This window comes from Halobacillus sp. B23F22_5, assembly GCF_043497085.1.
Lineage (GTDB): Bacteria > Bacillota > Bacilli > Bacillales > Halobacillaceae > Thalassobacillus.
The window spans coordinates 133,350-156,227 of record NZ_JBIEKI010000006.1 but is presented as its reverse complement, the minus strand read 5'-3'; the positions used below and the strand labels follow the sequence as shown (position 1 = coordinate 156,227).

Annotated in this window: 22 protein-coding genes and 1 riboswitch; of the genes, 5 read left to right on the top strand and 17 right to left on the bottom strand. The window is 42.2% G+C overall.

Annotated elements, in window-relative coordinates:
- Positions 1-2: 2 nt before the first annotated feature.
- The 5 genes from ACGTN9_RS11070 to ACGTN9_RS11050 all read right to left on the bottom strand — a co-directional run bounded on the left by ACGTN9_RS11070 (position 3) and on the right by ACGTN9_RS11050 (position 6,595).
- The gene (locus tag ACGTN9_RS11070) at positions 3-1,700 is read right to left on the bottom strand and encodes an ATP-binding protein (protein ID WP_499592737.1); all 1,698 of its coding nucleotides are present in this window, start codon (positions 1,698-1,700) and stop codon (positions 3-5) included.
- Positions 1,701-2,184: 484 nt separating this feature from the next.
- Entirely contained in the window at positions 2,185-3,420 is a 1,236-nt protein-coding gene (gene codA, locus ACGTN9_RS11065) for a cytosine deaminase (RefSeq protein WP_499592735.1), read from the bottom strand.
- On the bottom strand, positions 3,417-4,673 hold the full coding sequence (gene codB, locus ACGTN9_RS11060; protein ID WP_499592733.1) for a cytosine permease: 1,257 nt from the start codon (positions 4,671-4,673) through the stop codon (positions 3,417-3,419). The genes codA and codB overlap by 4 nt, the downstream gene beginning before the upstream one ends.
- Before the next feature lie 455 nt (positions 4,674-5,128).
- Positions 5,129-6,388 carry a GntP family permease gene (locus ACGTN9_RS11055; RefSeq protein ID WP_499592758.1) on the bottom strand — a complete coding sequence of 420 codons (1,260 nt, stop codon included), beginning with the start codon at positions 6,386-6,388 and terminating at the stop codon, positions 5,129-5,131.
- A 60-nt stretch (positions 6,389-6,448) separates the two neighbouring features.
- Complete coding sequence (locus tag ACGTN9_RS11050) at positions 6,449-6,595, bottom strand: hypothetical protein (protein ID WP_499592731.1); 147 nt, start codon at positions 6,593-6,595, stop codon at positions 6,449-6,451.
- A 239-nt stretch (positions 6,596-6,834) separates the two neighbouring features.
- On the opposite strand from ACGTN9_RS11050, the gene ACGTN9_RS11045 reads away from it, so the two are divergent.
- Complete coding sequence (locus ACGTN9_RS11045) at positions 6,835-7,347, top strand: GNAT family N-acetyltransferase (protein WP_499592729.1); 513 nt, start codon at positions 6,835-6,837, stop codon at positions 7,345-7,347.
- Between the two features lie 145 nt (positions 7,348-7,492).
- Here the strand turns inward: ACGTN9_RS11045 and ACGTN9_RS11040 are convergent, their stop codons facing one another.
- Positions 7,493-7,810, bottom strand: coding sequence for an ArsR/SmtB family transcription factor (locus tag ACGTN9_RS11040; protein WP_499592727.1), 318 nt, complete (start codon positions 7,808-7,810; stop codon positions 7,493-7,495).
- Positions 7,810-8,253, bottom strand: a complete 444-nt coding sequence (locus tag ACGTN9_RS11035; protein ID WP_499592725.1) for an SRPBCC family protein — start codon at positions 8,251-8,253, stop codon at positions 7,810-7,812. Before ACGTN9_RS11035 ends, ACGTN9_RS11040 begins: the two co-directional genes overlap by 1 nt.
- A 160-nt stretch (positions 8,254-8,413) precedes the next feature.
- On the opposite strand from ACGTN9_RS11035, the gene ACGTN9_RS11030 reads away from it, so the two are divergent.
- Genes ACGTN9_RS11030 through tatC form a run of 4 tightly spaced genes read left to right on the top strand, consistent with a single transcriptional unit; the run spans position 8,414 to position 11,910 of the window.
- Positions 8,414-9,166, top strand: a complete 753-nt coding sequence (locus ACGTN9_RS11030) for a gluconate 2-dehydrogenase subunit 3 family protein (protein WP_499592723.1) — start codon at positions 8,414-8,416, stop codon at positions 9,164-9,166.
- A gap of 19 nt (positions 9,167-9,185) precedes the next feature.
- A complete protein-coding gene (locus tag ACGTN9_RS11025; RefSeq protein WP_499592721.1) occupies positions 9,186-10,925 on the top strand; it encodes a GMC family oxidoreductase in 1,740 nt (579 codons plus the stop codon).
- A 27-nt stretch (positions 10,926-10,952) separates the two neighbouring features.
- Positions 10,953-11,147: a twin-arginine translocase TatA/TatE family subunit gene (tatA, locus tag ACGTN9_RS11020; RefSeq protein WP_499592719.1), complete on the top strand. Its 195-nt coding sequence runs from the start codon at positions 10,953-10,955 to the stop codon at positions 11,145-11,147.
- Between the two features lie 22 nt (positions 11,148-11,169).
- Positions 11,170-11,910 carry a twin-arginine translocase subunit TatC gene (tatC, locus tag ACGTN9_RS11015; protein WP_499592717.1) on the top strand — a complete coding sequence of 247 codons (741 nt, stop codon included), beginning with the start codon at positions 11,170-11,172 and terminating at the stop codon, positions 11,908-11,910.
- A gap of 82 nt (positions 11,911-11,992) precedes the next feature.
- Here the strand turns inward: tatC and ACGTN9_RS11010 are convergent, their stop codons facing one another.
- The 10 genes from ACGTN9_RS11010 to ACGTN9_RS10965 all read right to left on the bottom strand — a co-directional run bounded on the left by ACGTN9_RS11010 (position 11,993) and on the right by ACGTN9_RS10965 (position 22,876).
- The gene (locus ACGTN9_RS11010) at positions 11,993-12,694 is read right to left on the bottom strand and encodes an aspartate/glutamate racemase family protein (protein ID WP_499592715.1); all 702 of its coding nucleotides are present in this window, start codon (positions 12,692-12,694) and stop codon (positions 11,993-11,995) included.
- A 156-nt stretch (positions 12,695-12,850) separates the two neighbouring features.
- A complete protein-coding gene (locus tag ACGTN9_RS11005; protein ID WP_499592714.1) occupies positions 12,851-13,492 on the bottom strand; it encodes a hypothetical protein in 642 nt (213 codons plus the stop codon).
- Positions 13,493-13,513: 21 nt separating this feature from the next.
- Positions 13,514-14,893, bottom strand: a complete 1,380-nt coding sequence (locus tag ACGTN9_RS11000; RefSeq protein ID WP_499592712.1) for a selenium-binding protein SBP56-related protein — start codon at positions 14,891-14,893, stop codon at positions 13,514-13,516.
- Positions 14,894-15,273: 380 nt separating this feature from the next.
- Complete coding sequence (locus ACGTN9_RS10995; protein WP_499592710.1) at positions 15,274-16,833, bottom strand: sodium:solute symporter family protein; 1,560 nt, start codon at positions 16,831-16,833, stop codon at positions 15,274-15,276.
- Positions 16,834-17,125: 292 nt separating this feature from the next.
- Positions 17,126-17,233, bottom strand: a riboswitch (SAM riboswitch).
- 356 nt (positions 17,234-17,589) lie between these two features.
- Complete coding sequence (locus ACGTN9_RS10990) at positions 17,590-18,201, bottom strand: hypothetical protein (RefSeq protein ID WP_499592708.1); 612 nt, start codon at positions 18,199-18,201, stop codon at positions 17,590-17,592.
- A 342-nt stretch (positions 18,202-18,543) separates the two neighbouring features.
- The gene (locus ACGTN9_RS10985; protein WP_499592706.1) at positions 18,544-18,900 is read right to left on the bottom strand and encodes a nuclear transport factor 2 family protein; all 357 of its coding nucleotides are present in this window, start codon (positions 18,898-18,900) and stop codon (positions 18,544-18,546) included.
- 254 nt (positions 18,901-19,154) lie between these two features.
- Positions 19,155-19,748, bottom strand: a complete 594-nt coding sequence (locus ACGTN9_RS10980; protein ID WP_499592704.1) for a hypothetical protein — start codon at positions 19,746-19,748, stop codon at positions 19,155-19,157.
- A gap of 257 nt (positions 19,749-20,005) precedes the next feature.
- Complete coding sequence (locus ACGTN9_RS10975) at positions 20,006-21,295, bottom strand: TRAP transporter large permease (protein WP_499592702.1); 1,290 nt, start codon at positions 21,293-21,295, stop codon at positions 20,006-20,008.
- Positions 21,292-21,771, bottom strand: a complete 480-nt coding sequence (locus ACGTN9_RS10970; protein WP_499592700.1) for a TRAP transporter small permease — start codon at positions 21,769-21,771, stop codon at positions 21,292-21,294. Before ACGTN9_RS10970 ends, ACGTN9_RS10975 begins: the two co-directional genes overlap by 4 nt.
- 82 nt (positions 21,772-21,853) lie before the next feature.
- Positions 21,854-22,876: a TRAP transporter substrate-binding protein gene (locus ACGTN9_RS10965; protein WP_499592698.1), complete on the bottom strand. Its 1,023-nt coding sequence runs from the start codon at positions 22,874-22,876 to the stop codon at positions 21,854-21,856.
- Positions 22,877-22,878: the final 2 nt, after the last annotated feature.

Genomic DNA, 22,878 nt, shown 5'->3' with positions numbered 1-22,878 from the left:
TCCTATTCAAAACTAATGGCATCAACAATGTAAAGTCCGGCTTCTTTATCTAAACGAAGTATTTCAAGTTCATCCTCTTCTGGGTCACTTGAATTAATTAATTCATTTTTAAAGGTATCGAGCAATATTTCTACGTCTTGCCTTAAAATATTATGAGTACCTCCACCTGCAATCCTCATTAAATACTCAAAAACTAGTAAATTAATTTCTAATGGTACATCATCTTCTTTTAGCTCTACATTTAAGTTCAGTTTAGAGGGGAGATGATCAATATCATTCCTCGTTTTCTCTAACTCTATAGAAATATATTTTTTATTATATTCTCCACTCACTAAAGCATTTTCACTAGTAGCCAATAAATGTTTTTGTTTTGGTGAAATTAACTTTTTAGAAAAGGTACGGTTTAATCCTGCAATTAATTTATTTTTTATTCCTGACGAAATTTCCTTATTCTCAAAAACCTCAAAATACTCAGGCAGGTATTCAAAAGCCAATAATTCTTTCACATCAAATAAATCATTCTTTTCTAGTTCAAAAAAAGTCTTTCTCCGCAACTTGCTTATCCATTCTTCTATAAAAGTTTTATTATCAATTTCATCATGATAGCGGTAAGTATGAAGTTGATTTACAAAGTAATTAAACTTCATATCTAACTGATTGCTAAAGAGTTTGTTATGCGAATTTTCTAAATAGTCATCCCCACTAATATCTCCATTTACAATAAAATCATCTATAACTGAGTGGGAATATTTCCCTGGATCCAGAATTTTTAACACTTTCAATGCTCGCATCTCATCAAAAGCGTCTTGTCTAGCATGTGCTCCATAGAAATTATCATAGTAAGCACTTAATCTTTGCTGATTTATTTCTTCACTATCTGATGTGAAGATATCTTCGCATACATAACCACCTGTTATTGTATAGGCAATGTGAATTAACATCTCTCGCATGGTAATATGTTCATTTAGAAAATCTAATGTTCTGTACTGAGAACTAATTTGATCTTTAATATGCTGTTGGGAGGTCTTAGTGTGGTTGTGAAATATAATGCACTTGTCTTTCATAGGACAAACTGCACAGCTTTCCCAATTCTCGTCCGAGTTCCAATCATCTAGTACACGTCTAACATACTCCGAAGAAGTAACATCTAATAAATTTATAACATCTAATTCAAAGTTATTATTCTTATAGTCGTTAAAACGATTTTTAACTTCTTTATATAATCTACCTAAAGAATTTCTTTGAGAAAGAAATTTATTGAGCTTACCCTCATTAGCAGCAATCAAATAATATGTAGGATCTTCGTAATTACTAATCATCTGATTTTGAAGGTTTGTTAAAATATCCTCAATTACTTCATCTTTTAATTCTGATAAGTCTTTCACAAAAATTAATTTTCCATGCGGAAAGTTAATTTCTATGAGCCCATCTGTAGGCCAGGACTTTAATTCTTCTTCACTAAAATGATTGTACACCGTTCTGCAAAGTCTAGTTTTTCCGTCTCCAGCATTACCAGTCAGAATAATACTTCTTGGCTCATTTGAGAATACATTTAACAAATAATTTTCCACTTTTGTTTCTATGGTGAAATTATAATTCACTGTATTTTCATCGTTTGTATACTCATCATAGATTTTGGAATGATTAGGTGAAAGAACATTGTATTGGTCCAAATAATACACAAAATCATTTTTATGCATAGATTTCACTCCTTCATATTTAACGGAAATATGTATATTAATTCTTAGAATAATTTAAATATTTAACACCATTCTAGCAAAAATTTGGTTATTTTGTAATTTATCAGCAAAAGTAGGGCTGAAATTAAGTAACCTTTAAAGATAACATTAACTCATACTCTTTATTTTTATTTTAGATTTATATAGATTTATACCTTAAAGAAAACATGTATCCTATTCACTATTTTAAACCAGTAATTGGGAAACACTCAAGGGTATATTTTACTTACATTACAGTTAAGTTACAACAATATTTCACGAGAAAAGAGTGGTAATAATTTCTATAAGAACGTTCTATAAAATTGATCGTCCCAGGTATTATAGAGGGGATTACTGAAATAAAGTCGTTTTCCGCCCCTGCTTTGCAATATATTAGGGCTCCGTCACTATCCCGCCATACAAAAAGACCGGCAGTCAGCCGGTCTTTCCTTATGCCATGATTCTATTAAAAATGTACCGTCGTTTCAGCTGGTTTTGTTTCCGATAAAACTTTTCCGTGGCGGATCGAGTAACGGACAGCCGCCTGCTTTCTTACCGCTTCGTATTCATCTTCAGCATCGAGAACAATCAAGTTTGCTGGTCGACCTTCGTCTAAGCCATACGCTTCGTTCAGGTTTAAAATCCTGGCACTATTTTCAGTAATGAAATCCATGCCCTGTTTGATTTGTTCATATCCCATCAGGTGGGAGAGGTGGAGCCCCATATGAAGGACCTGCAGCATATTGCCTGTTCCGAGCGGATACCACGGATCGAAGATGTCATCGTGACCAAAACCAACGTTGATGCCGGCTTCCTTTAATTCTTTTACCCTCGTTAAACCTCTCCGCTTTGGATAGCTGTCGAACCTGCCCTGCAGATGGATGTTGACGAGGGGGTTAGCGATAATATGAATGCCGGACATCTTCAACAGACGGAACAACTTCGATGTGTAGGCATCGTTATACGAGCCCATGGCGGTCGTATGACTCGCAGTCACCTTCTCCCCCATACCTCTTTCTAATGCCTCTGTTGCGACGACTTCCACAAACCGGGATTGTTCATCATCAATTTCATCACAGTGCACATCGACAAACCGGTCATATTCTTGAGCGAGATCAAAAGCAATTTTCAAAGATTCCACCCCATACTCGCGGGTGAACTCAAAGTGTGGAATAGCTCCAACCACATCTGCTCCAAGCTTCAAAGCTTCTTCCAGCAATTCTTTTCCATTCGGGTAGGAAAGAATGCCTTCTTGTGGAAAAGCAACGAGCTGAAGATCGACCGCTTCTTTCATTTCTTCTTTTACTTCTAACAGAGCTTTCAAGGCGGTCAGCTCAGGATCTGTGACATCGACATGGGTACGCACGTGCTGGATGCCGTTTGCGATTTGCATTGCCAGAGCCTGCTTTGCTCTTTCTTTTACATCCGCTGCAGTCAGCTTATCTTTCCGTTCTGACCAGCGCTGAATTCCCTCAAAAAGAGTACCGCTTTTGTTCCACTCCGGATCGCCAGCAGTCAGGGTCGTATCCAGATGAATATGCGGTTCGACGAATGGAGGGATGACAAGCGACCCTCCTGCATCGATGGTGGTTTCATCTTCCTGGTTTATTTGGTCTTGCGTAATCTTCTGGATGACTCCATTATCTATCTGGATCGACCAAAGGCCTTCTTTTCTCCGGAGTTTCGCTTGTTTAATAATCATACAACTTCTCCTTCTTCAACTTGGTGGTGTACGGTCTGTTCGGCGAACTTAGACAGGACGGTATAGACAAGTATGGAAGCAATCAAGGCATTCACTGGTGCAATGCCCGGTACCCATTGGGCGGCCGCGACACCTGCTGCCCAGGCGATGATTCCGGTCCATTTGACTTTTTTGAATGTCTGGTGTTCAAATGCAGCCATGTCTTTACGACGGTATAAATAATAATCGATTAAAATAATCGCTCCAATCGGCGGTAGAGCAGAACCGAGCATCGTCAGCCAACCGACGAAATTGTTATACAGCCACATCGCGGCCACTGTACCGACAATCCCGTTAAAAATGACCACTTTGTTTTTAGTGATTTTCGTAATGCTTGAGAAACCGAGTCCAGAAGCATAGAGTGCATTATCATTCGTTGTCCAGATGTTCATACCGAGTACGAGAATGGCTGGAATAATCAGACCTTGTGTGAACATCACTTCGGATATATCCGCTTTTCCTGTCGCCATCGCACCTACTGCACCGAATAGGAACATAAGCGAATTCCCGATGAAAAAGGCAATGACCGTGCTTGTGACGGCAGATTTTTTCGTTTTGGAGAAACGGGTGAAATCAGGGGTTAACGTACCAGCACTAATAAAGGAACCGATACAAATTGTCAGTGCAGCCGCTAGTCCAAGTGATTCAGACGGGCTGTGCGCCATCAGCTGCTCAAAGCCACCCATGCTTCCAGCCGCTTGAAAAACGGAAAAACTTCCAAGAATCGTAATCAGGGGAACTGCGATAAAGCTGAGCCACATCAGCGCCTTCATCCCGAAGAAAGCCGTAGCTGTCATTAATACGCCAGAACCAGCGATCAGCCAGATCATATCGATGCCGGTCACTTTCTGAACAGGAAGAGCGAACATGACCACTCCGACACCAAACCATCCGACCTGCGTTCCTCCAAGAAGCAAAGAAGCAAGGTAGGATCCTTTTTCACCGAAAGCATAACGACTGAGCAAGTGAGTAGAAAGGCCTGTTTTTGCAGAAATATAAGCAAGAGCACCTGTATAAGCGCCAAGAATTAGATTACCGAGCAGGACAATCGCCATAAACTGAACAAACGTTAAACCTGTACCAAGTGTTCCGCCTGACCACATGCTCGCTGAGAAGAAAGTGAGTCCCATCATAACCATCAGCATCTTCCAGAATCCGTGCCGTTCTGACTGAGGTACAGCCTTTAATGCAAAATCGCTATCTGTCATTTTCATATTCCATTCCTCCAGTATCTGTAATAGATACCGGTACCGGGAGCGGGAAAGATTGGGCATAAAAAAAACTTCCTGCCGTTTCCGACAAGAAGCCTTAAGATGCTGCATGAAAAAGGTACAACTCTCTCGGAATTGTATGTTTTTCACAGATCTTTCTTAAAACGCCGTCCTTGTCAGCCTCACGGGACTGAATTAAAGGTACCAGTATGTTGTTAGTCAACATTATGACAAAATACAGGGGAAGTTGTCAAACTGTTTTTTGCCTAACTCCCCTTCTTCTGCCACTAGAAGAATAGTTTTTCATAAATATTTGCTTCCTTAATGCACTGCTCCAAAATCCAATCAGAACATGGTTTAATCATCCGAAACGAATCAATATATTATCCCCCAACCTTAATATCGAAATGTTGGAGGATTTTCAGTTTTAAGTAAGAACTTTCCAGGTACTCCAGCTTTTAAAGTAAACCTCCATAAATAATCGTAGAAACAATCACGATTACAATCCCAATTAACGTTTCATATGGCAGTGCTTTCAGTCGTTCTTTCATATGCATGAAGAAACTATCCCGTGAAATGTGAAAGAGGGGACCATGCGGTAAATGATCAAAAGAAACGGCACCAGCATTGATCATCGTTGCAGCAGCTAAAGCGCTGACTCCATTATCTAACAATATTTCACCAAACACATTACTGGAAATTGCCGCAGAAGATGTTGCGGATGCTGTCGCTAACGCCATAAACGAACCTGATAGAGGTGCTATGAAAGAGATGGGCAAATCAAATGCATTCAAGCCGCTCATAATCATACTATTGAGTGAGGAATTCACGATAATGCCGGCTAATGTCCCCGTTGCTAGTATTAAAATGGATATACCAGCCATTTTTTGAAGCCCACTTGACATAAAAGACTTTAAATCTGTTGTTTTTCTCATCACGACCGCCCCAAAGAACCCTCCAGCTGGCAATGCAAGTAATGAATCAATTTTAATATCGAATAACGGTTGCAAGGATAGGAGAAAAATCGCAAACAATGGCCCTGAAATGGCTGCAAAAAAAGGAGGCTTATTCCTCTCATCTGTCTTTTCTTCCCTGTTTTTAGTGACCATTGAACCTTTATTATTTATTTTTTTGGCAATAAAATATGTAAACGCCGCTCCGACGACAGCTGGCACTAGTCCAGCAAACATGACGCTCGTTAACGGTAAGGAAAAGCTTTCAGCCGCTGCAATGGTATTCGGGTTAGGTGACATTACATTCCCTGCTCTCGCCCCACATACGACAGCGATTAAAACACTTAGCCTTGAAACTCCGGTTCGTTTGGCAATCATTAAAGCAATCGGGGCAACTGTAATAACAGCTGCTGCGATAAACACACCTACTGCCGTTAAAACTAATGTGGATACCGTAATCGCTAATAAAGCTCTTGTTTCTCCCATTTTTGTAACAATCGTATTCGCAATGACGTTGGCCGCGCCTGATTCTATTAAAACCCCAACCAAGACTCCTGCTGCTAAAATCCGTAATACGGCTGGTGTCAGTAATTGAGCACCTTCGATCATGAAGTCGAGGGTAGTTGTTATATGAAGGCCACCGACGATTCCGCCAGCTAAAGCACCTGCCATCATGGCATATGGAGGGTTAATTCTCCTTAATATCAAGATTATCGTTAACGCCATTGCTACTAACACACCTAAAATACTAACCTCTGAATTGATTAGCCTCACCTCTCTTTCCTAGTTCTTAATTAATGCCTGACCCCAAAAGATCAGACGCTTTTAAGTAGCCTCTACCCTTTTTTGATTTTTGGTGTATAAGTTTTTTTCCGGGCCATCATCAAAAGTGATAGCAATTTGCTTTTTATCTGCCTTTCCCTTGTAAATCATCTCTTTAGTTACCATACCAGTTATTTGTTTCGGATTCACTATCGAAGCAAGACCTAATAATAACGTTTCTTCCGAGCAAAAGTGCCTTACCCCACTGCAGTAAAGCGTCAACTCACTGGGGGTCAGGCACTTTAAAATAATTAAGTTTCAAACAACCTTTTGCAGCGGGACGATAGACCTCTTTTTTCCATTGTGATCCGATCCACACGTTTGTTACGAAATTCCGTTTTTTTGATGTCTTTAACGAAAATTCGTTATAATTGGAGGAAAGAAAAGGAGTGGATAATTTGCATATACGACCAATGAAACAGGAGGAACTCCCATTTGTCCGAAACCAACGGATCGGCTGCTACGAGGAATACAAACCGCTTGTGTCCGAAGAACACTGGAACGCCTTGAAAGGAACGCTTTCTTCCGAAAATGACTTGAAAGAAGGCGTGAATATCTATGTTATGGAAGAAAGTAGAAGCATCATCGGAAGCATTGTACTTTTTCCTGCTAATACGGAAGCTTATGAGTGGCTGGAAGAAGGAGCAGATTATCCAGAAATACGGATGCTTGCGGTCGATCCCGCGTCACGGAAAAAAGGAATCGGTAAATCCCTGGTGCTTCACTGTATCGAAACAGCAAAAAAAGAAGGTCATACCCATATTGGTCTACATACCGGTGATTTTATGAAAAATGCCATGGCACTTTATTCAAATATGGGGTTTGAACGTATCCCTTCCCAGGATTTCGAACCTGCTGACGACGGTGTTATCGTCAAAGCTTTTAAAAAACCACTCCAATAACCTGAGTCCAACTGGCTAGAAAGAAAGTGCCTGACCCCCAGTCTAGTAAAGCATTACCGCATTGGGGGTCAGGCACATTTTTATAGGCACTTTTTTATAAATGTTAACGAAATTATTTATAGAAAAAGAGCTGCTCAACAGCTCTTTAGTCCTCTTCAACCAAGGGTTTCAAATTAGCAAGTTTGTTATCCCAATACTGTTCAAAGAAGGAGACCCATTCCTTTACTTCCATCAGCTGGGCTGGCTGAAGAGAATAAATTTTTGCTCGTCCTTTTTTCTTGCTCTTTACCAGCTCTGCCTCTGAAAGCACATGTAAATGCTTCACAATTGCCGTCCTGCTTACAGAAAAACTGTCCGCAATTTCTTTGATGGAGGCATCTTTTTCTGCCAACTGCTTCAGCATCTGCCGTCTGGTAGGATCAGCGATCGCCTGGTAAACATCATGCCTGGCAGTAGCAGCCATTAGCCCTCGACCACTTTTCTTAATCTGTCATCCACAATTTTGTCCCAGCCATTATTCATCGTATTACGAATATCCATTTGCGGCCGATTGGCTGGAGCCATTACGTCATCAGCCGCCCCCCAGCCAGAATGAACTAAGGTAAATGCGGTTTTCCCATCAACTTCTTCCAGGTAAAAGGTGATTACCCAGCCTTGCTCTCCCCAAGTGAAGGAGACCTCATTCGGTTTGTCTACTTTCAGCACCTTACAATTTGATGTTTCAAACTGAGACTTGATGTAAAACTCATGTCCCTCCACTGGTTTAAAGTTATTGGGCATGAACCACTCTTCTATTGCTTCCGCGGTAGTGACTGCGTTCCAGACTTTGTCCACAGGAGCATCAAACGGAGCATCAAACACGACATTCTTTCTGATTTCAGGCACTGTCTTCCTTTGATTACTCATCTAACCTCTCCTTTATGTAACACCTTTTGGTTATGTGTTTAATATAACACTAATTGGTGTTATGTCAATTCCATTCAGAAAAAGTATAGATTCTTCCTCTGATGGTTACATTGGTAAAAACACATGCATAATTATCGCTTTTTTGGAAAGGGGCAGCAGTATGGCGGATGAAAATACAAAATCGACGATGTCGCGACGACGATTTATCAAAAATTCAAGTTATGTCGCAGGAGGCGCTATCGGTGGTGGATTTCTTGGCACCATCCTTGGCAGAAATGTCTTCACCGATAACCAGCAGGCATCTCCTGAGAAAAACCAGGATGCGAATGACTACAACCGGGCATTGATGTATTTCACCAGGCAAAAGGACTTCGATATTCTCAGTGCGGCAACTGAGCGTATTTTCCCGGAGGATGAAAACGGGCCAGGGGCAATCAAATTGGGGGTTCCCTACTTTATTGACCATCAATTAGCTGGAGCCTATGGCCATAACGACCGTGAATATATGCAGCGTCCATTCTATCCGGGTTCCGACTTCCAGGGTTACCAAACGCGGTTGAAACGGCATGAGGTGTTCATGGTAGGGATCCAGGCGATTGAAAAAGAAAGCCAGAATGGATTTGATTCGTCCTTTGTGGATCTCGAAGATAAACAAAAGGATGAAATACTGCAGAAATTCCAGGATGGTGAGGTAGATTTAAAAGGTGTCACCCCTACTACGTTTTTCGAATTGTTACGTTCGGCTACGCTGGAAGGCGCATATTCCGACCCGCTCTATGGAGGGAATGGCAATATGGAAGGCTGGCTGATGAAAGAGTACCCGGGCAACTACATGAGCTACATCAATGATATTGAAAAAGAAAAATTTATCAAAAAGGAACCAAAACCATTACGGGCGCATTTCGCTTCGTAACCATATGGGAGGGAATTAAATGGCTGAGAAGCTGAAGAAAGTAGATGTGGTCACTGTAGGAGTCGGCTGGACTGGCGGGATTATCGCAGCAGAACTGACCAAGCAGGGTGTCCAGGTCGTCGGGCTTGAACGGGGAAAGGCCCGTTCGACCGAGGATTTCCAGCATGTCCATGATGAGTACCGGTATGCGATCCGCTACGAATTGATGCAGGATTTATCGAGAGAAACTATCACTTTCCGTAATCATCGAGATGAACGGGCCCTGCCGATGCGCCAGCTCGGATCATTTTTGCTTGGAGAAGGGCTTGGCGGAGCAGGAGTTCACTGGAATGGGCAGACATGGCGATTTTTGCCTTATGATTTTGAAATAAAATCAAAGACCGAGGAGAAGTACGGACCAAATAAACTCGGGGATGATTACATCTTGCAGGACTGGGGCATCACTTATGATGAATTGGATCCTTATTTTTACAAATTCGAACAGATGGCAGGGATCAGCGGGGAAGAAAATCCGAAAGGTGCACCAAGAAATAACCCTTACCCTACCCCGCCGATGAAAGAAACGCCGATAACGAAAATGTTCAAGGATGCGGCTAAGAATAAAAATTTTCATCCTATCCATATTCCGTCCGGAAACCTGTCAGAACGATACGAAAATCCTGATGGACAAACGATAAATCAGTGTCAGTATTGTGGCTATTGCGAGCGCTTCGGGTGTGAATACGGCGCCAAAACATCTCCGAATGTCACGGTTATTCCGACCGCTAAAAAAACTGGGAATTTCGAACTTCGCACCCATGCGAATGTGACGGAAATCCTGTATGACGGAAGTAAAGCAACAGGCGTCAAATATGTCGACCTGCAAACGGGAGAGGAATTCATCCAGCCGGCAGATGTCGTGGTCCTGACAAGCTACGTCATGAATAATACCCGGCTGCTACTGCAGGCAGGCATTGGTAAGCCTTATGACCCTGAAACACGTGCTGGTGTGATTGGGAAAAACTATTGTTATCAAATCTTGCCGGGGGCAACCGGATTTTTTGAAAACAAGAAGTTCAACACCTATATGGGAGCGGGGTCTCTTGGGGCAGCCGTCGATGACTATAATGGCGATAATTTCGATCATTCCAAGCTTGATTTCATTCATGGCGGTGTGCTGGCCATTACACAGACCGGACAGCGGCCGATCAATAACAACGTGGTACCGAATGATACACCGAACTGGGGCAAAGAATTCAAAGCCCAGTCCATCAAGTATTATCACAGAAACCTTGCAATTGGGGCACAGGGAGCATCGATTCCCCATCGGAACAACTATCTGAGCCTGGACCCGGATTATAAGGATGTGTTCGGCTTTCCGCTGTTGCGCATGACATACGATTTCACGGAACAGGACAGGAAACTTCACGATTATTTGAGCGGTAAATGCGCCGATATTATGAAAGAAATGGGCGCTGACATTGTGGAGCCAAGAGAGATCAAGGACCATTACAGCATTGTTCCTTATCAGACCACTCACAATACCGGAGGCGTGATTATGGGGGCTGATCCTGAAAACTCAGCCGTCAATAACTACCTGCAAATGTGGGATGCGGATAACCTGTTCGTGATCGGTGCTTCCGCTTTTGCCCATAATGGCGGCTACAACCCTACCGGAACCGTGGGCGCTTTAGCATACCGGGCAGCGGAAGGCATCATGAAATACAGGGAAAATAAAGGCCAATTAGTCAAAGCAAAAGCAGCCAGCAAACGAGCGTAATCATTTTCTATAAAAGGAGAGACGACCATGGGACTGACTAACATAGGAATTCCGGGGCTGATCATCATACTTGTCGTGACACTTATCATTTTCGGACCAAAGAAACTGCCAGAGATCGGAGCCGCTTTCGGACAAACCTTATCGGAATTCAAAAAATCAGCCAACAGCCTGATGAATGACGAACCTGACGAAAAAAATGAGGATAAATCCCCGAAAGAATAACCAGGCATAAGGGGGAATGAGAATGCGGGAAGTCGAAGCCAAAATCGAAAACCACCCGACGGAAGAACAGACACTGGTCGAACACCTTTCTGATTTACGGAAAGCGGTCCTCTATTCTGCCATCTTCTTTGTCGTTTGCTTTGTAGGATTTCTGCTATCTGTTAATCATGTGATTCCACTGTTGACAGACGAACATAAATTAGTGATGCTCGGACCGCTGGATGTCATCCGATTCTATACCGGGATAGCCGCTAGTCTGAGCCTCGGGGTATCCGCCCCCTTTATCGGCTATCAAATCTGGAGGTTTGTCAAACCAGCACTCTCTGATAAAGAAAGCCGGACAGCTCTAACGTTCATCCCAGGGATTTTCTTCAGTTTCCTTGCTGGAATTGCGTTCGGTTTTTGGGTGATTTTCCCGACCGTATATGGATTTCTCCTGAATATCGGAACCACTAATTTCAGCATGATGATCACGGCAAAAGAATACTTTTCTTTCCTGTTGATGACTACGATACCTATCGGATTTCTTTTTGAAATCCCGCTCGTATTGATGTTCTTGACAGCCGTGGGAGTAGTAACTCCAGAAAAACTCGGCAAAGTGAGAAAATACGGTTACCTGTTGATGGCTGTAGTGTCCGCCCTGATTACACCGCCAGATATTATATCGCAGTTGATCGTATTGGGGCCCCTATTTGCCCTCTATGAGCTGGGTGTGTTACTTTCCAAGCTTATGGAACGCGAAAGAAAAGAAACAAATGTATGATTTATCGAATATATAAAAGACAGCCGCGCTTTCCGGCTGTCCTTTTTTGATAAGCAACGATGTGCATTTTATTTTACAAGTATCACTCATCACTAAACATATGCTCTACCATTTTATCGACATGGATCTCCATCGTATTGATAAGCGGAATAGCTACGTCCCCTTCTTTAAGAATCATTGGAAGCTCGGTACATCCAAGAATCAGTCCATCAATACCAAATTCCTCAATCATCTGATTAATCACCCGGATGAACTCCTCTTTTGTATCTTCCTTCACGATTCCATTTTCCAATTCATCTACGATTTTTTCATGCAGATATTCCTGCTGCTGTTCAGATGGGACGGTGATTTTTTTATTATGCTTCCAAAATTGCTCTTTGAAAAAGTCATGCTCCATCGTAAATTTAGTACCCAGGAGGCCTGCATTTTTTATTCCAAGTTCCTTAGTCTCCTCATACGTTGCTTCGACAATACTGATCATCGGAACATTTACCTGCTTGCTGATTTTATCAAAAACAATATGCGGCGTATTGGCAGCAATCACGATAAAGTCGGCACCAATAGCTTCCAGTTGTTTGGCAGCACTTCCAACATACTCAATCAGCTCATCCATTTGATTTTCAGAAATGAAATGGAAAATGTTATACATATTGATGCTGTTGATATAGAGTTCCGGGAGCTTCTGCCTGCTGTTCACACGCTGCTGGTACTTTTCAATGAAAAGTTTATAATAATCCACCGTCGACTCCGGACCTAAACCACCTATGATACCTGCACGTTTCATACTCACATCCCCTTCTTTTTTACTTGATTATTTTTATTGTCGCACGAACCATTGGCATGTACAATAAGCGAGTAATCTATTCATGCAAATAAGTGCCTGCCCCCACTATAGTAAAGCATAAACTCACTGGGGGGCAGGCACTTTAAATTTTAGGATTCAATGCATGTGACCAGGCATCTCTCCACCAACATCCACATTCATCAAGAAGAGAATCAGTCCAACAACGATTAACAAAACAGCCCATATCAGATCAAAATTAACGATATATTTTCGTATTTTCATCATTCCAATACGGTACACAATAAAGGCAACCACTGTCATTGAAGTAAGCATCGCAAGTTCATGAAATAAATAGAGCGGCAGAATATCAGCAATATGATCCGCACCTAAGATGAACGGAGAGAGCAGCAGTCCGGAACCATGGGTAGAGGCAGCGAGAAACGACCAAAGCAGCAGCTGTCCGTACCCTACCTTCAATCCCCCCGTCCATTTCACATGTCGAAAATAGCGAAACAAACGATAAATGCCATAGCCAAGCACGATGGAAGCGATGCTCAAATGGACGATATGCAACGGGAATTGAAATCGAGCGATCGTCTGCAGGAGGACGACCGCTCCATCCCCTAGCATTTGCCCCATGCCAATCGGAATAATCGCATAAATGAGCACCCGCCAGTCGTCTTTTTGAACAGCAAGGAAAACAGCGAAGAGCCAGCCCATCGCAGGATTCAGTCCGTGAAAGGCACCAAGCAGGGCAGCAATGGCAATCTGACTGCCCTCAGAAACCAGCATATCCATTTTATTTTCCTCCAATCAGGATCAAGGGTAACAGAACGTATCCGTGGAGCAGTCTCCACCATCGAGACGGATTTGGTGGGCCCTGCCTTTCTCTAACTGAATCAGGAAGTCTGGATCGATTTCCATTCCTCCTTCAGCAAGAATATCTACTTTTACCACCGCTCCTTGAATGCCTTCCGGATAAAATTGATCGTCCCAGGAACTATAGAGGGAGTTACTGAAATAAAGCCGTTTTCCGTCCCGGCTTAATTCCACCATCTGTGGTCCGCCGGTTATCTTTTTACCATTCGGATGTGCTTTTTGGTTTACGATTCCTCCAATCTCCACTTTGCCTGTCAACTTCGCGTTAAACGGGTCACTGACGTCATATTGCCTTAGTTCCCCAGTCCCCCAGCACGGGACATAAAGATAACGGTCATCAAGGGAAAGCACGATGTCGGTCACTAACGGCGGTACGGCACCAACGTCTTTAAGTGCTGGCGGAAGCTGATCCGGATCGGCCGGCTGGGCAGGGATTTCAATAATTTTCTTCACGTCCCATTTCCCATTCTCCTCATACCATGTCCAGACCGAGCTGGCCAGATTGGTGACATCGGTAACCACACTCACAAATCCATACGTTTTCTTCGGATTATGCGCCGGGCGTAGCTCTAATACCATCTGATGCTGATCGCCAAAATCAATTTCCTTCAGATGCTTTCTGGAACGGCTGTCAAAGAAATGCATTTTATGTCCGTACTTTCGCTGCAAGAGGGCATCCAGCTGTAATCCATTCTCAAAGAGATCCGGTGTAGCCCATTCACTGGTTACCGTCACATCATGGGCAATATGCCACCAAAAATCATAAGAAAAATGCTGCGGCCCGCGGTCCATTTCCCAGGCACCTAACACATTAAAGTTGAAGTGGTCTAACAGGAGAATACCGCCAGGACCACCGTCACCATCCCCGGAACCCAGGGCACTAATATAGATTCCATCCGGCCCGCAATGAACGGTATGCAATCGGCTGTAGCCCGTTCGTTCCTTGATTTCTTCCGGTTCAATCGTTCGGACAATACGGGGGCTCTTCGGGTCTGGCTGCGTATCGACAATATAGATACGGGAAGAGCGGATACCAGGCAGAATTAAATAACGTCTCTCAAGCGTGGGATGAAAAGCGGTAGGGCAAAGCGCAGAGCTGCATGCATTCCAACCAAAATGATGAAGTTCATCTTCCTCCTCCCCGGGCAAAAGCAATTGATGAATCAGTTGTCCATAGGTCTCTGAGTCAGGATCAAGATCAATGACCCCAAGGGCATCCGGCTGCAGGAGCGCAACATAAGCAAGCTTCTCTCTGGGAGCTTCCATGGCTGATTTAGCAGAAGGATAAAACGTGGGATCAGTACCAACCCACTTAGCCATAATTCGTTCACCTCTTTAATTTAGTCATACTTTGTAGTACAGAACTCAACCACCAATTAATACGAGTGGTTTAGTCGGTTTTAAGTTTATATAATATATGTAAAATTAAAGAATATGATACTTTTTTTATAATGATTTCTTTCATAACAACATAATCTTCAATGACTCGCTCATGATCACGATATCTTCACTTTGCTTTCTGGAGAGGAGCGCAGGATCATTCTAATCACTTTGAAGTATTACTAAGTAAATTAGAAGGGAGACATCCGTCATGGATGCCTCCCTTCTTGATTTCAGTGAGCACTACTTCCAGTAAGTGTGTTTTATCGAGACTTTCTTTACCTACCCATGTTTACGCTGGCAAGCTTTAAAAAATATTCTTACCCTATTTTAGATTGTCCAGCATTGTCTTGAGATTCTTCATGGGAACTATTTCTAACATCATTCATTACCCTTCTTGTTGAATCACTGATCTCTGCCTTAAAATAAGGTTCATATGCTTCAAGAGGAGCTTTTTTGGTAGAATAGACAGCGATTAATACCCCTATTAGTGACGCAACTACAGCAATTACAAATGGCACGGTATACCCCATAGCTTTAGCCACCACATACACCACTGCACCGATGGTAATGCCTGCATAGGCCCCTGCTCTGTTCATTCGCTTCCAATAAAGGCCCAGAATAACAACCAGGAAAAAGGCTGCTCCAAATCCTCCGTATATATAGACAAATCCCATTGCTAAGAACCACGGTGGTTTAATAGCTAATACAACTGCTACGGCTGCAATAGCAAAGATACTCAACCGCAGCCAATTCTTAAACTTTTTGTCACTGATCCTTTTGGAAGATATATTCAAGTACACATCATAATATAAGGAAGTTGCACAGTGCAGAAGCATGGAATTCGCCGTAGATATCGCTGCCGCACAAATCGCTACCAATGTGATTCCACCGATGATCGGCGGTGTGTATTCCTGAATTACTAGCGGAATAATATAGTCTGTCGTTTTTCCTGCAGGTATGCTGGGTATCAGAACTTTTGCCCCTAACCCGATAATGATTAATGGGCCCATGATGAAGATGAGCACAAGGATGGTGCCCATCACCTGCATAATCGCTACTTTTACATTTTTAGGAGCCAGCATCCGGGTGACCCAGTGCGGTGAGGATGGTGTTCCTAATGAATTAGAGATAAATATAGAAAACAGTGCCCCCAAGCCAAACGTTCCTAAAGGGGATAACAAAATTCCTTCTTCAAGTGGTGGTCCCCCCTCAATGGTAGGAGCAGTAGTCGTTGCAAGCGTTTCTACTATATTACCTAGTCCACCGGTGAGTGACCATATGACGCCACTCGCCAGTAATACACCGACTGTAATCAAGATGGTATTTAATGTATCTGTCGCAGCAACAGACCAGAAGCCACCCACACTTGTAATTAAAATAAATAATAAAAAACCGAATATCGCCAGCTTATAATCAATGCCTGTGATGCTGGAAAACACAATTCCAAATCCAGTCACCTGAATATTGACTAACAGCAAATAACCAATAAACATTAAAATGCCAACAATCGCCTGCAGCGTACTCTTTTTCTGAAAGGGTTCAAACCGATGCCTGATATACTCCGGGAAAGTTCTGGCCGGTTTTTCAGGCCTTCTAATTTTGTAAGCAACAATCGGAATTAAACCTCCACCAAAGCACCAGCCCGCTACCCAGCCTATCACCGCAGCTACACCTGAGCTGTATAAATACCCTGGAACCCCAACAACTGATGCAACACTCACCCAGGTTGCCGCAGTCGTACCAATTCCTAGTAATAATCCCATTCTATGTCCGCCAGTAGTATAATCATCGACCGATTCTGCTGTTTTAAGACTTTTTACATTTGCCCATATAAGAAAAATAATATAAAAACAAAAAACAATTACATACCAAATCATGCTTCAATAACATCCTTCCTGAAACTCTTATTTGTACTTAAACAATTTCCCATTAGCTCCCCATCTCTTCACGCCTGACTTCTCGACTTTATAGCAAAGAAACGTGCCTAACAGCAAAGAAAAAACCATTGTTCCAACCCATGTCATCATCGCAATTATCATATGGAAATTCCCCCTATCAATATATTTTTCTGCTCCAGCTTGTTTCCAGCCCTCCCTTTTTCAATAAAAAAACTCTTCCCTCACGAAGAGAGAAGAGTCGAATACAACCGTTTTAACGTTTGCCAATCGATTCTCATCTTCGGAATAGCTTTCGCCTTCCTCTGAAATTGGCACCGTGCAAAATTTGCCGGTTGCCGAGGCTTCATTGGGTCAGTCCCTCAACCTCTCCAGATAAGAATATTAGTAATGCTTATAAGTAAACTAGGCTTTATTCTATCATAATCAGGCCTTGCGTCAATCTTTTTTTAAATTTAGTAAATTCAATAATAAAAAAAGAGCTATCCCTAAGAGGACTCTTTTTTTGAAGCGTTTCTTTTCCATTTATTAACCAGCCCATAAATAAGACGTATAAACAAAACAATGAATGCTGCTTGCAAAAGGTTAATAAATACATCTGGTGAGGAATTCTGAAAATAATCGACTGCTATCAGCCAAATAGAAAGCAGAATGAAAAATACTATCCAGATTATGTTACTTCTCACTTACGATCACTCCCTATTTGTGAAGAAATATGTAAGAATAATTATTTTCATACTACCAAGGGTTATCTCCCTCTGTCCATAAACAGTAGGATAAATACCAGCTAAGTGTAGCAGCGATAGCAATAGCGTTTCCTCTTACCCCTGCATTAACTAATTTTTTAGCTGCTGAAAGATATTTCCCTTGTGTAATATAATCAATTGCCATTGTTAGGGCAGCAATCCCAATAAAATCTGTCCAGTTATTTCTGATTTTTTGTTCAATGCATCGATCGACGGGGTCATACGTGTGCGATTGTATTCCAAAGGTTTGTGGTTCTTCTATATTACATTCCAGGAACGGAGGCGCCTCAGCTTTTCCAGGCACTTCATTTTGTCTCTTGGCAGGTTTATTCATTGTATTAATCTCATGTTTTAATTTATTTAATTCAGGAGATTTGCCGAACTTTTCTTCTATCTTTTTAAAGTCCATTTGAATTGGCTTTCCGCTTTTACTTTTTATAGTAGCTTCTTCAAACATGAACTCCAACTTTTCAGCGAGCTCTTTTTCTTGTTCAGTAGCTGCAGTAACGTCATTATCTGTTGCATGGGCCATACGTGAAAAAGGTGTTGCAAATAAAGCGAACGCTAAAGTTAGCACAAGAGATTTAAATAACAATTGTTTCATTTCGATCCCCCTCTTATATTTATTGCTAAGACAAATATTAAAACAACTATTAGCTTTTCACTTATTCTAGTCATACTCATATCTTCTAGCAATCCCATCAGAATGATAGACTACTTTTCTACCACACTTTCAGTATGAATTGCCTACATATTAGAGAAGCAAGAATTGAGCACAATTGTTAAATCCAGACGAGGAGGGCTTTTCTGTCACCCTTATAACATGGATGGAGATGCAAACAATTTAGGAGGAGAAAGGAGTTGCGATTATTTACCATTGGACCATCAAAAAAGTGCCATCCCTACAGCGTTAACATGGCTGGGTTCTGGCACTTTTTGTTGATATTTAGCGTGGTATAGAGCGGTGAGTAATTGTTCCCTGATGGAAATACAACTCCCACCTTTCTTCCCGCTGCTTCCAAATCGAGCTCCGAAGTGTATTCCGGTTTTTAGTTTTGTTATGAATGAAATATGTAGTTAAGACGACATCTGGTCCTAACTGATGAAGTTCAAAATCAAATAATTCCAGTTCATCTAAATCCACGCCACTGGTAATACATTCTTCCTTATAGATCATTCTCCCTGAGCTACCAATTTCAAAAAAGTCATCCGCTAGAATTTTATCCAGTTCTGCTGAAGATTTACGTACCTCCAGATTCAAATGGCTCTTCTCTAATTCCTTTATTTGCTCTTTCAAATTCACTAACCACCACTCCCTTTCTGCTATATTACCATTTACATGGCAGCATTCAGGAGAAGGATGTTTCTTTCTGGGATGACTTGCCTGTTCAGGAAGAACGTCCATATTAACGAGTTTCTTCTATATTATATGAGGCAAATCGGAAATCCTTTAGCCGGGATTTCCGATTTTACTATTCTAAAAAAAGCGCCTGATTCCCACACAGTAAAGCTTGTTTGGGATCAGGCCTTTTCACTTAAGTTTTATTGATTCTTAAATCACCAATAATAAGGAATTCCCGGATAATACAACGGAGATGGTATCTGCCTTGACGCAAATCTGCCCCCTTGCTGACCCTGGTTCTGACCAGGACCAGGAAGCCCAGGCATCATTCCTCCGCCAGGTACACCTCCCTGACCATTACCCTGCCCAGGGAATGGAAGTCCCGGCATGCCTCCTTGACCGTTTCCTCCCTGTCCCGGGAAAGGAAGCTGTGGCATCATCCCACCACCAGGCATGCCTCCCCCTTGGCCATTTCCTCCCTGGCCGGGCATAGGAAGCTGTTCCAAAATATCGCCATATGGTATGTCAGGCTGCCCGCCGTTTTGTTGACCACTGCCATTATCTTGGCCGTTTTGCTGCCCTTGCCCATTAGGCTGACCTTGAGGAACTCCTCCCATACCTTGTGCTGGCACAGGGTAACAGGTTACGGTAACTTCTTCATCATTAACCGTGACTGTCCCTTCCAGCCCGCCTTCTATTTGAGGGGCACTGCCCTCAGGAAAGCATACCATCGGACCTTGTCCTTGCCCTCCATTTTGCTGTCTGTAACTGTACCCGCCCGGTTGATAAGGATTGTAATATTCATACATGTGTCATTCGCCTCCTTAATATACATCATCATCCTATTCATTTTTCTTTTCGTTCGGGTACATTTAGACAGGAATTGAGTCATCTGCCTATATGAGTATAGTAAAAAAGTGCCTGCCCCTACTGGGTGTCAGGCACTTTTCCTCCTTACGCTTACACATATCGATGATACAATTTCTTCGCTTCCTGCAAATCTTCCACACGATGGATACTCGTTCTTCCATCCTAAAAAAGACTAACTCCTTTATTCCATCACTTATCAGAATAATCCCGGACTTATTTTTTGAGGTAAATACATAGCTATTTCCGGGAAGAAAGTTATCCCTAATAAGACTACTAGTATAATAGCAATATAAGGCATTACTGCTCCGAATGACCGTTCAATTGAGAGATTCCCTATTTTAGCTGCGAGCAGCAGACACAATCCATAAGGAGGTGTCACAAGTCCCACAGCCAGAGTCATGACTGTTATAATTCCGAGTAAGACTGGGTCAATACCGAAAGATATCGCCACTGGCAGAATCACTGGAATAAATAAAATCATAGCCGGAATCGCATCCATGAAGGTACCGACAAATAAGAAAAATGCAATGATGATCAGCAGGAAGATCCATTTACTATCAATGTTTTCTGTGAAAAATTGATTCGCCCAGGCAGATAATTGATAATAACTCATCAATTCTCCCAGTGCACTGGCGGCTGCCAGAGCAAATAACGATAGCGAGCTGAGAGTGATCGTATCAACCAATATTCTCGGAAAGTCTTTAAGCTTCAAAGTTTTATAGATAAACATCCCTACAAAAACTGTGTACAAAGAAGCAAATGCTGCCGCTTCTGTAGCCGTAAAAATACCGGAGATGATGCCCCCGATCAGTATGACTGGTGTCAGCATTGCTGGGATCGTATTAATGAACTGCTTCGTGAAATTTTTCATGGATGCCCGTTGATAGGTGGGGTATCCTTTTTTCAGTGCAAACATGTAGATGAGGGTCATCATCCCAAGCCCCACTAAAATTCCCGGAATGATTCCTACGATAAACAAGGCACCGACGGAAACGTTGGTAAGACCCGCATAGATGATCATCGGTATACTTGGTGGAATGACTACTCCGATAGTGGAAGAGGCAGCTGTGATTCCCACGGCATTTTCTGTATCATAGCCCTGCTTTTTCATACTAGGTATCAGGATTTTCCCAACACCAGCTGTATCAGCCTGGGCAGCACCGGAAACTCCCGCGAACAGCATAGATACAAGTATGTTGGCATGGGCCAGGCCTCCGCGAATATGTCCGACCACAGATAATGAGAAATCAATCAGTTTTTGTGAAATTTGTCCGCTGTTCATCAAGTTAGCTGCCAGAATAAACAACGGTACAGCAATCAGCACAAACGAATCGAGGCCATTAAACATTTTCACAGGCACCGTAACTTCAGGTATATAAGGAACATTCATGATACCAATCAAGGCGATGATCCCGATGACAAATGCAATCGGGATACCTATAACCATAAGAATGATAAATAAACCGACTAATAATGGACCTATCATTCGACTGCCTCCTCTCTATCGAAATTTCTTATGTTGCTGATAATATTATTGATAGTGTAGATGACCATGGTGCCCCCCATGATCGGAACAGAAATCCAGACATAACCCATTTTCATGTCTGATAAAGAAACCCAGTTGTAATCCCAGAAGCTCTGGACGGCCTGGATTCCATAAAATAAAATTCCAAAGCTGAATGCTAAAAGAATCAAATCATTGAAGATGAATAGTGAATTGCGTTTCTTCCCTCTTAACTTTTTTAATAAAAGGTCAAATTTAAAGTGTTCTCTTCTATTAACCATGACGGCTGCTCCCATAAACACAGACCATATAAAAGAGTAATTGGCCACTTCTTCTGTCCAGACGACAGAAATCCCTACATACCTGGTAATGACCTGGATAAGAATAGCTGTAAAGAAGATACATAGAAAAATTATTCCAATTGTTAACTGCAGACGTTCCAGCCACTTGATGAACATGGGTTACACTTACCTCCTTTAAAGAAGTTAAAAGGAAAGGGCACACATAGCGCCCTCTGCTCCTTCCAACTTGAACATTCTTTTATTTCATTTCTCTTATTTTCTTCAGCATATCTTCTGCACCGATTTCTTTTGCGGTTTTATCCTGGATCGGCTTGGCAAGCTCAATGAAAGGTTCACGATCGATTTCATTCACTTTTGCTCCATCATCAATCGCTTTTTGCTTATATTCTTCCTCTTGTTTCTTCACAGACTTTCTCTCTGCTTCTACAGATGCTTCTGCCGCTTCCATAATGATTTCTTTTTGTTCATCTGAATAAGAATCGAATTTCTTACCATTCACCAGCAAGAAACGGGTAGTGTAGTCGTGTGCTGTTTCGGTAATGAATTTACCATTCTCTGTCTTGTGGTGATTTTGTTGCACGAAATAAGGATAAGCATTTTCCGCTGCATCTACTACGTTTTGCTGTAAGGCTTGATAGAGTTCTCCCCATGCAACGGATGTCGGTACGGCACCAGTCTGCTTCCAATAGTTCGCCACAGCCCCGGAGGTTTGTGTCCGGTATTTCATGCCTTTGATGTCTTCCATAGACTCTAATGGTTTCTTCCCATAATAATGACGGACGCCTGCAGACCAATAGCCGAGCAGTTTAAAGTCATTATTGGATTTTTCATTGATGATATCAGCCATTTTGTCCCCAACTTCTCCATCTACGACACTTTCCCAGTGATCGTAACTGTCAAAAACGTAAGGAAGCGCGAATAAATCAATTTCGTCAATTCCTGTCTTACTCATGAAACCTGGAGAAACCAATACTACATCCGCACCGCCGAGCTTTAATTTCTCTACTAGCTCAGACTCGCTCGTCCCCAAAGTTCCAGCATGTACTTCTACTTCAATTTTGCCGTCAGACTTTTCTTCAGCTACCTCTTTAAACTTCAACAAACCTTCTTGATACGGATTTTCAGGAGAGGTCTGGTTATGGGCAGCGACAATCTTAATGGAATCGCTCTCGCCCCCTGCCTCGTTTCCTTCCCCACTACAACCAGCAAGGGTAAATACCCCAACTATCATGATAAATAATAATGACATTAATTTTTTCATAA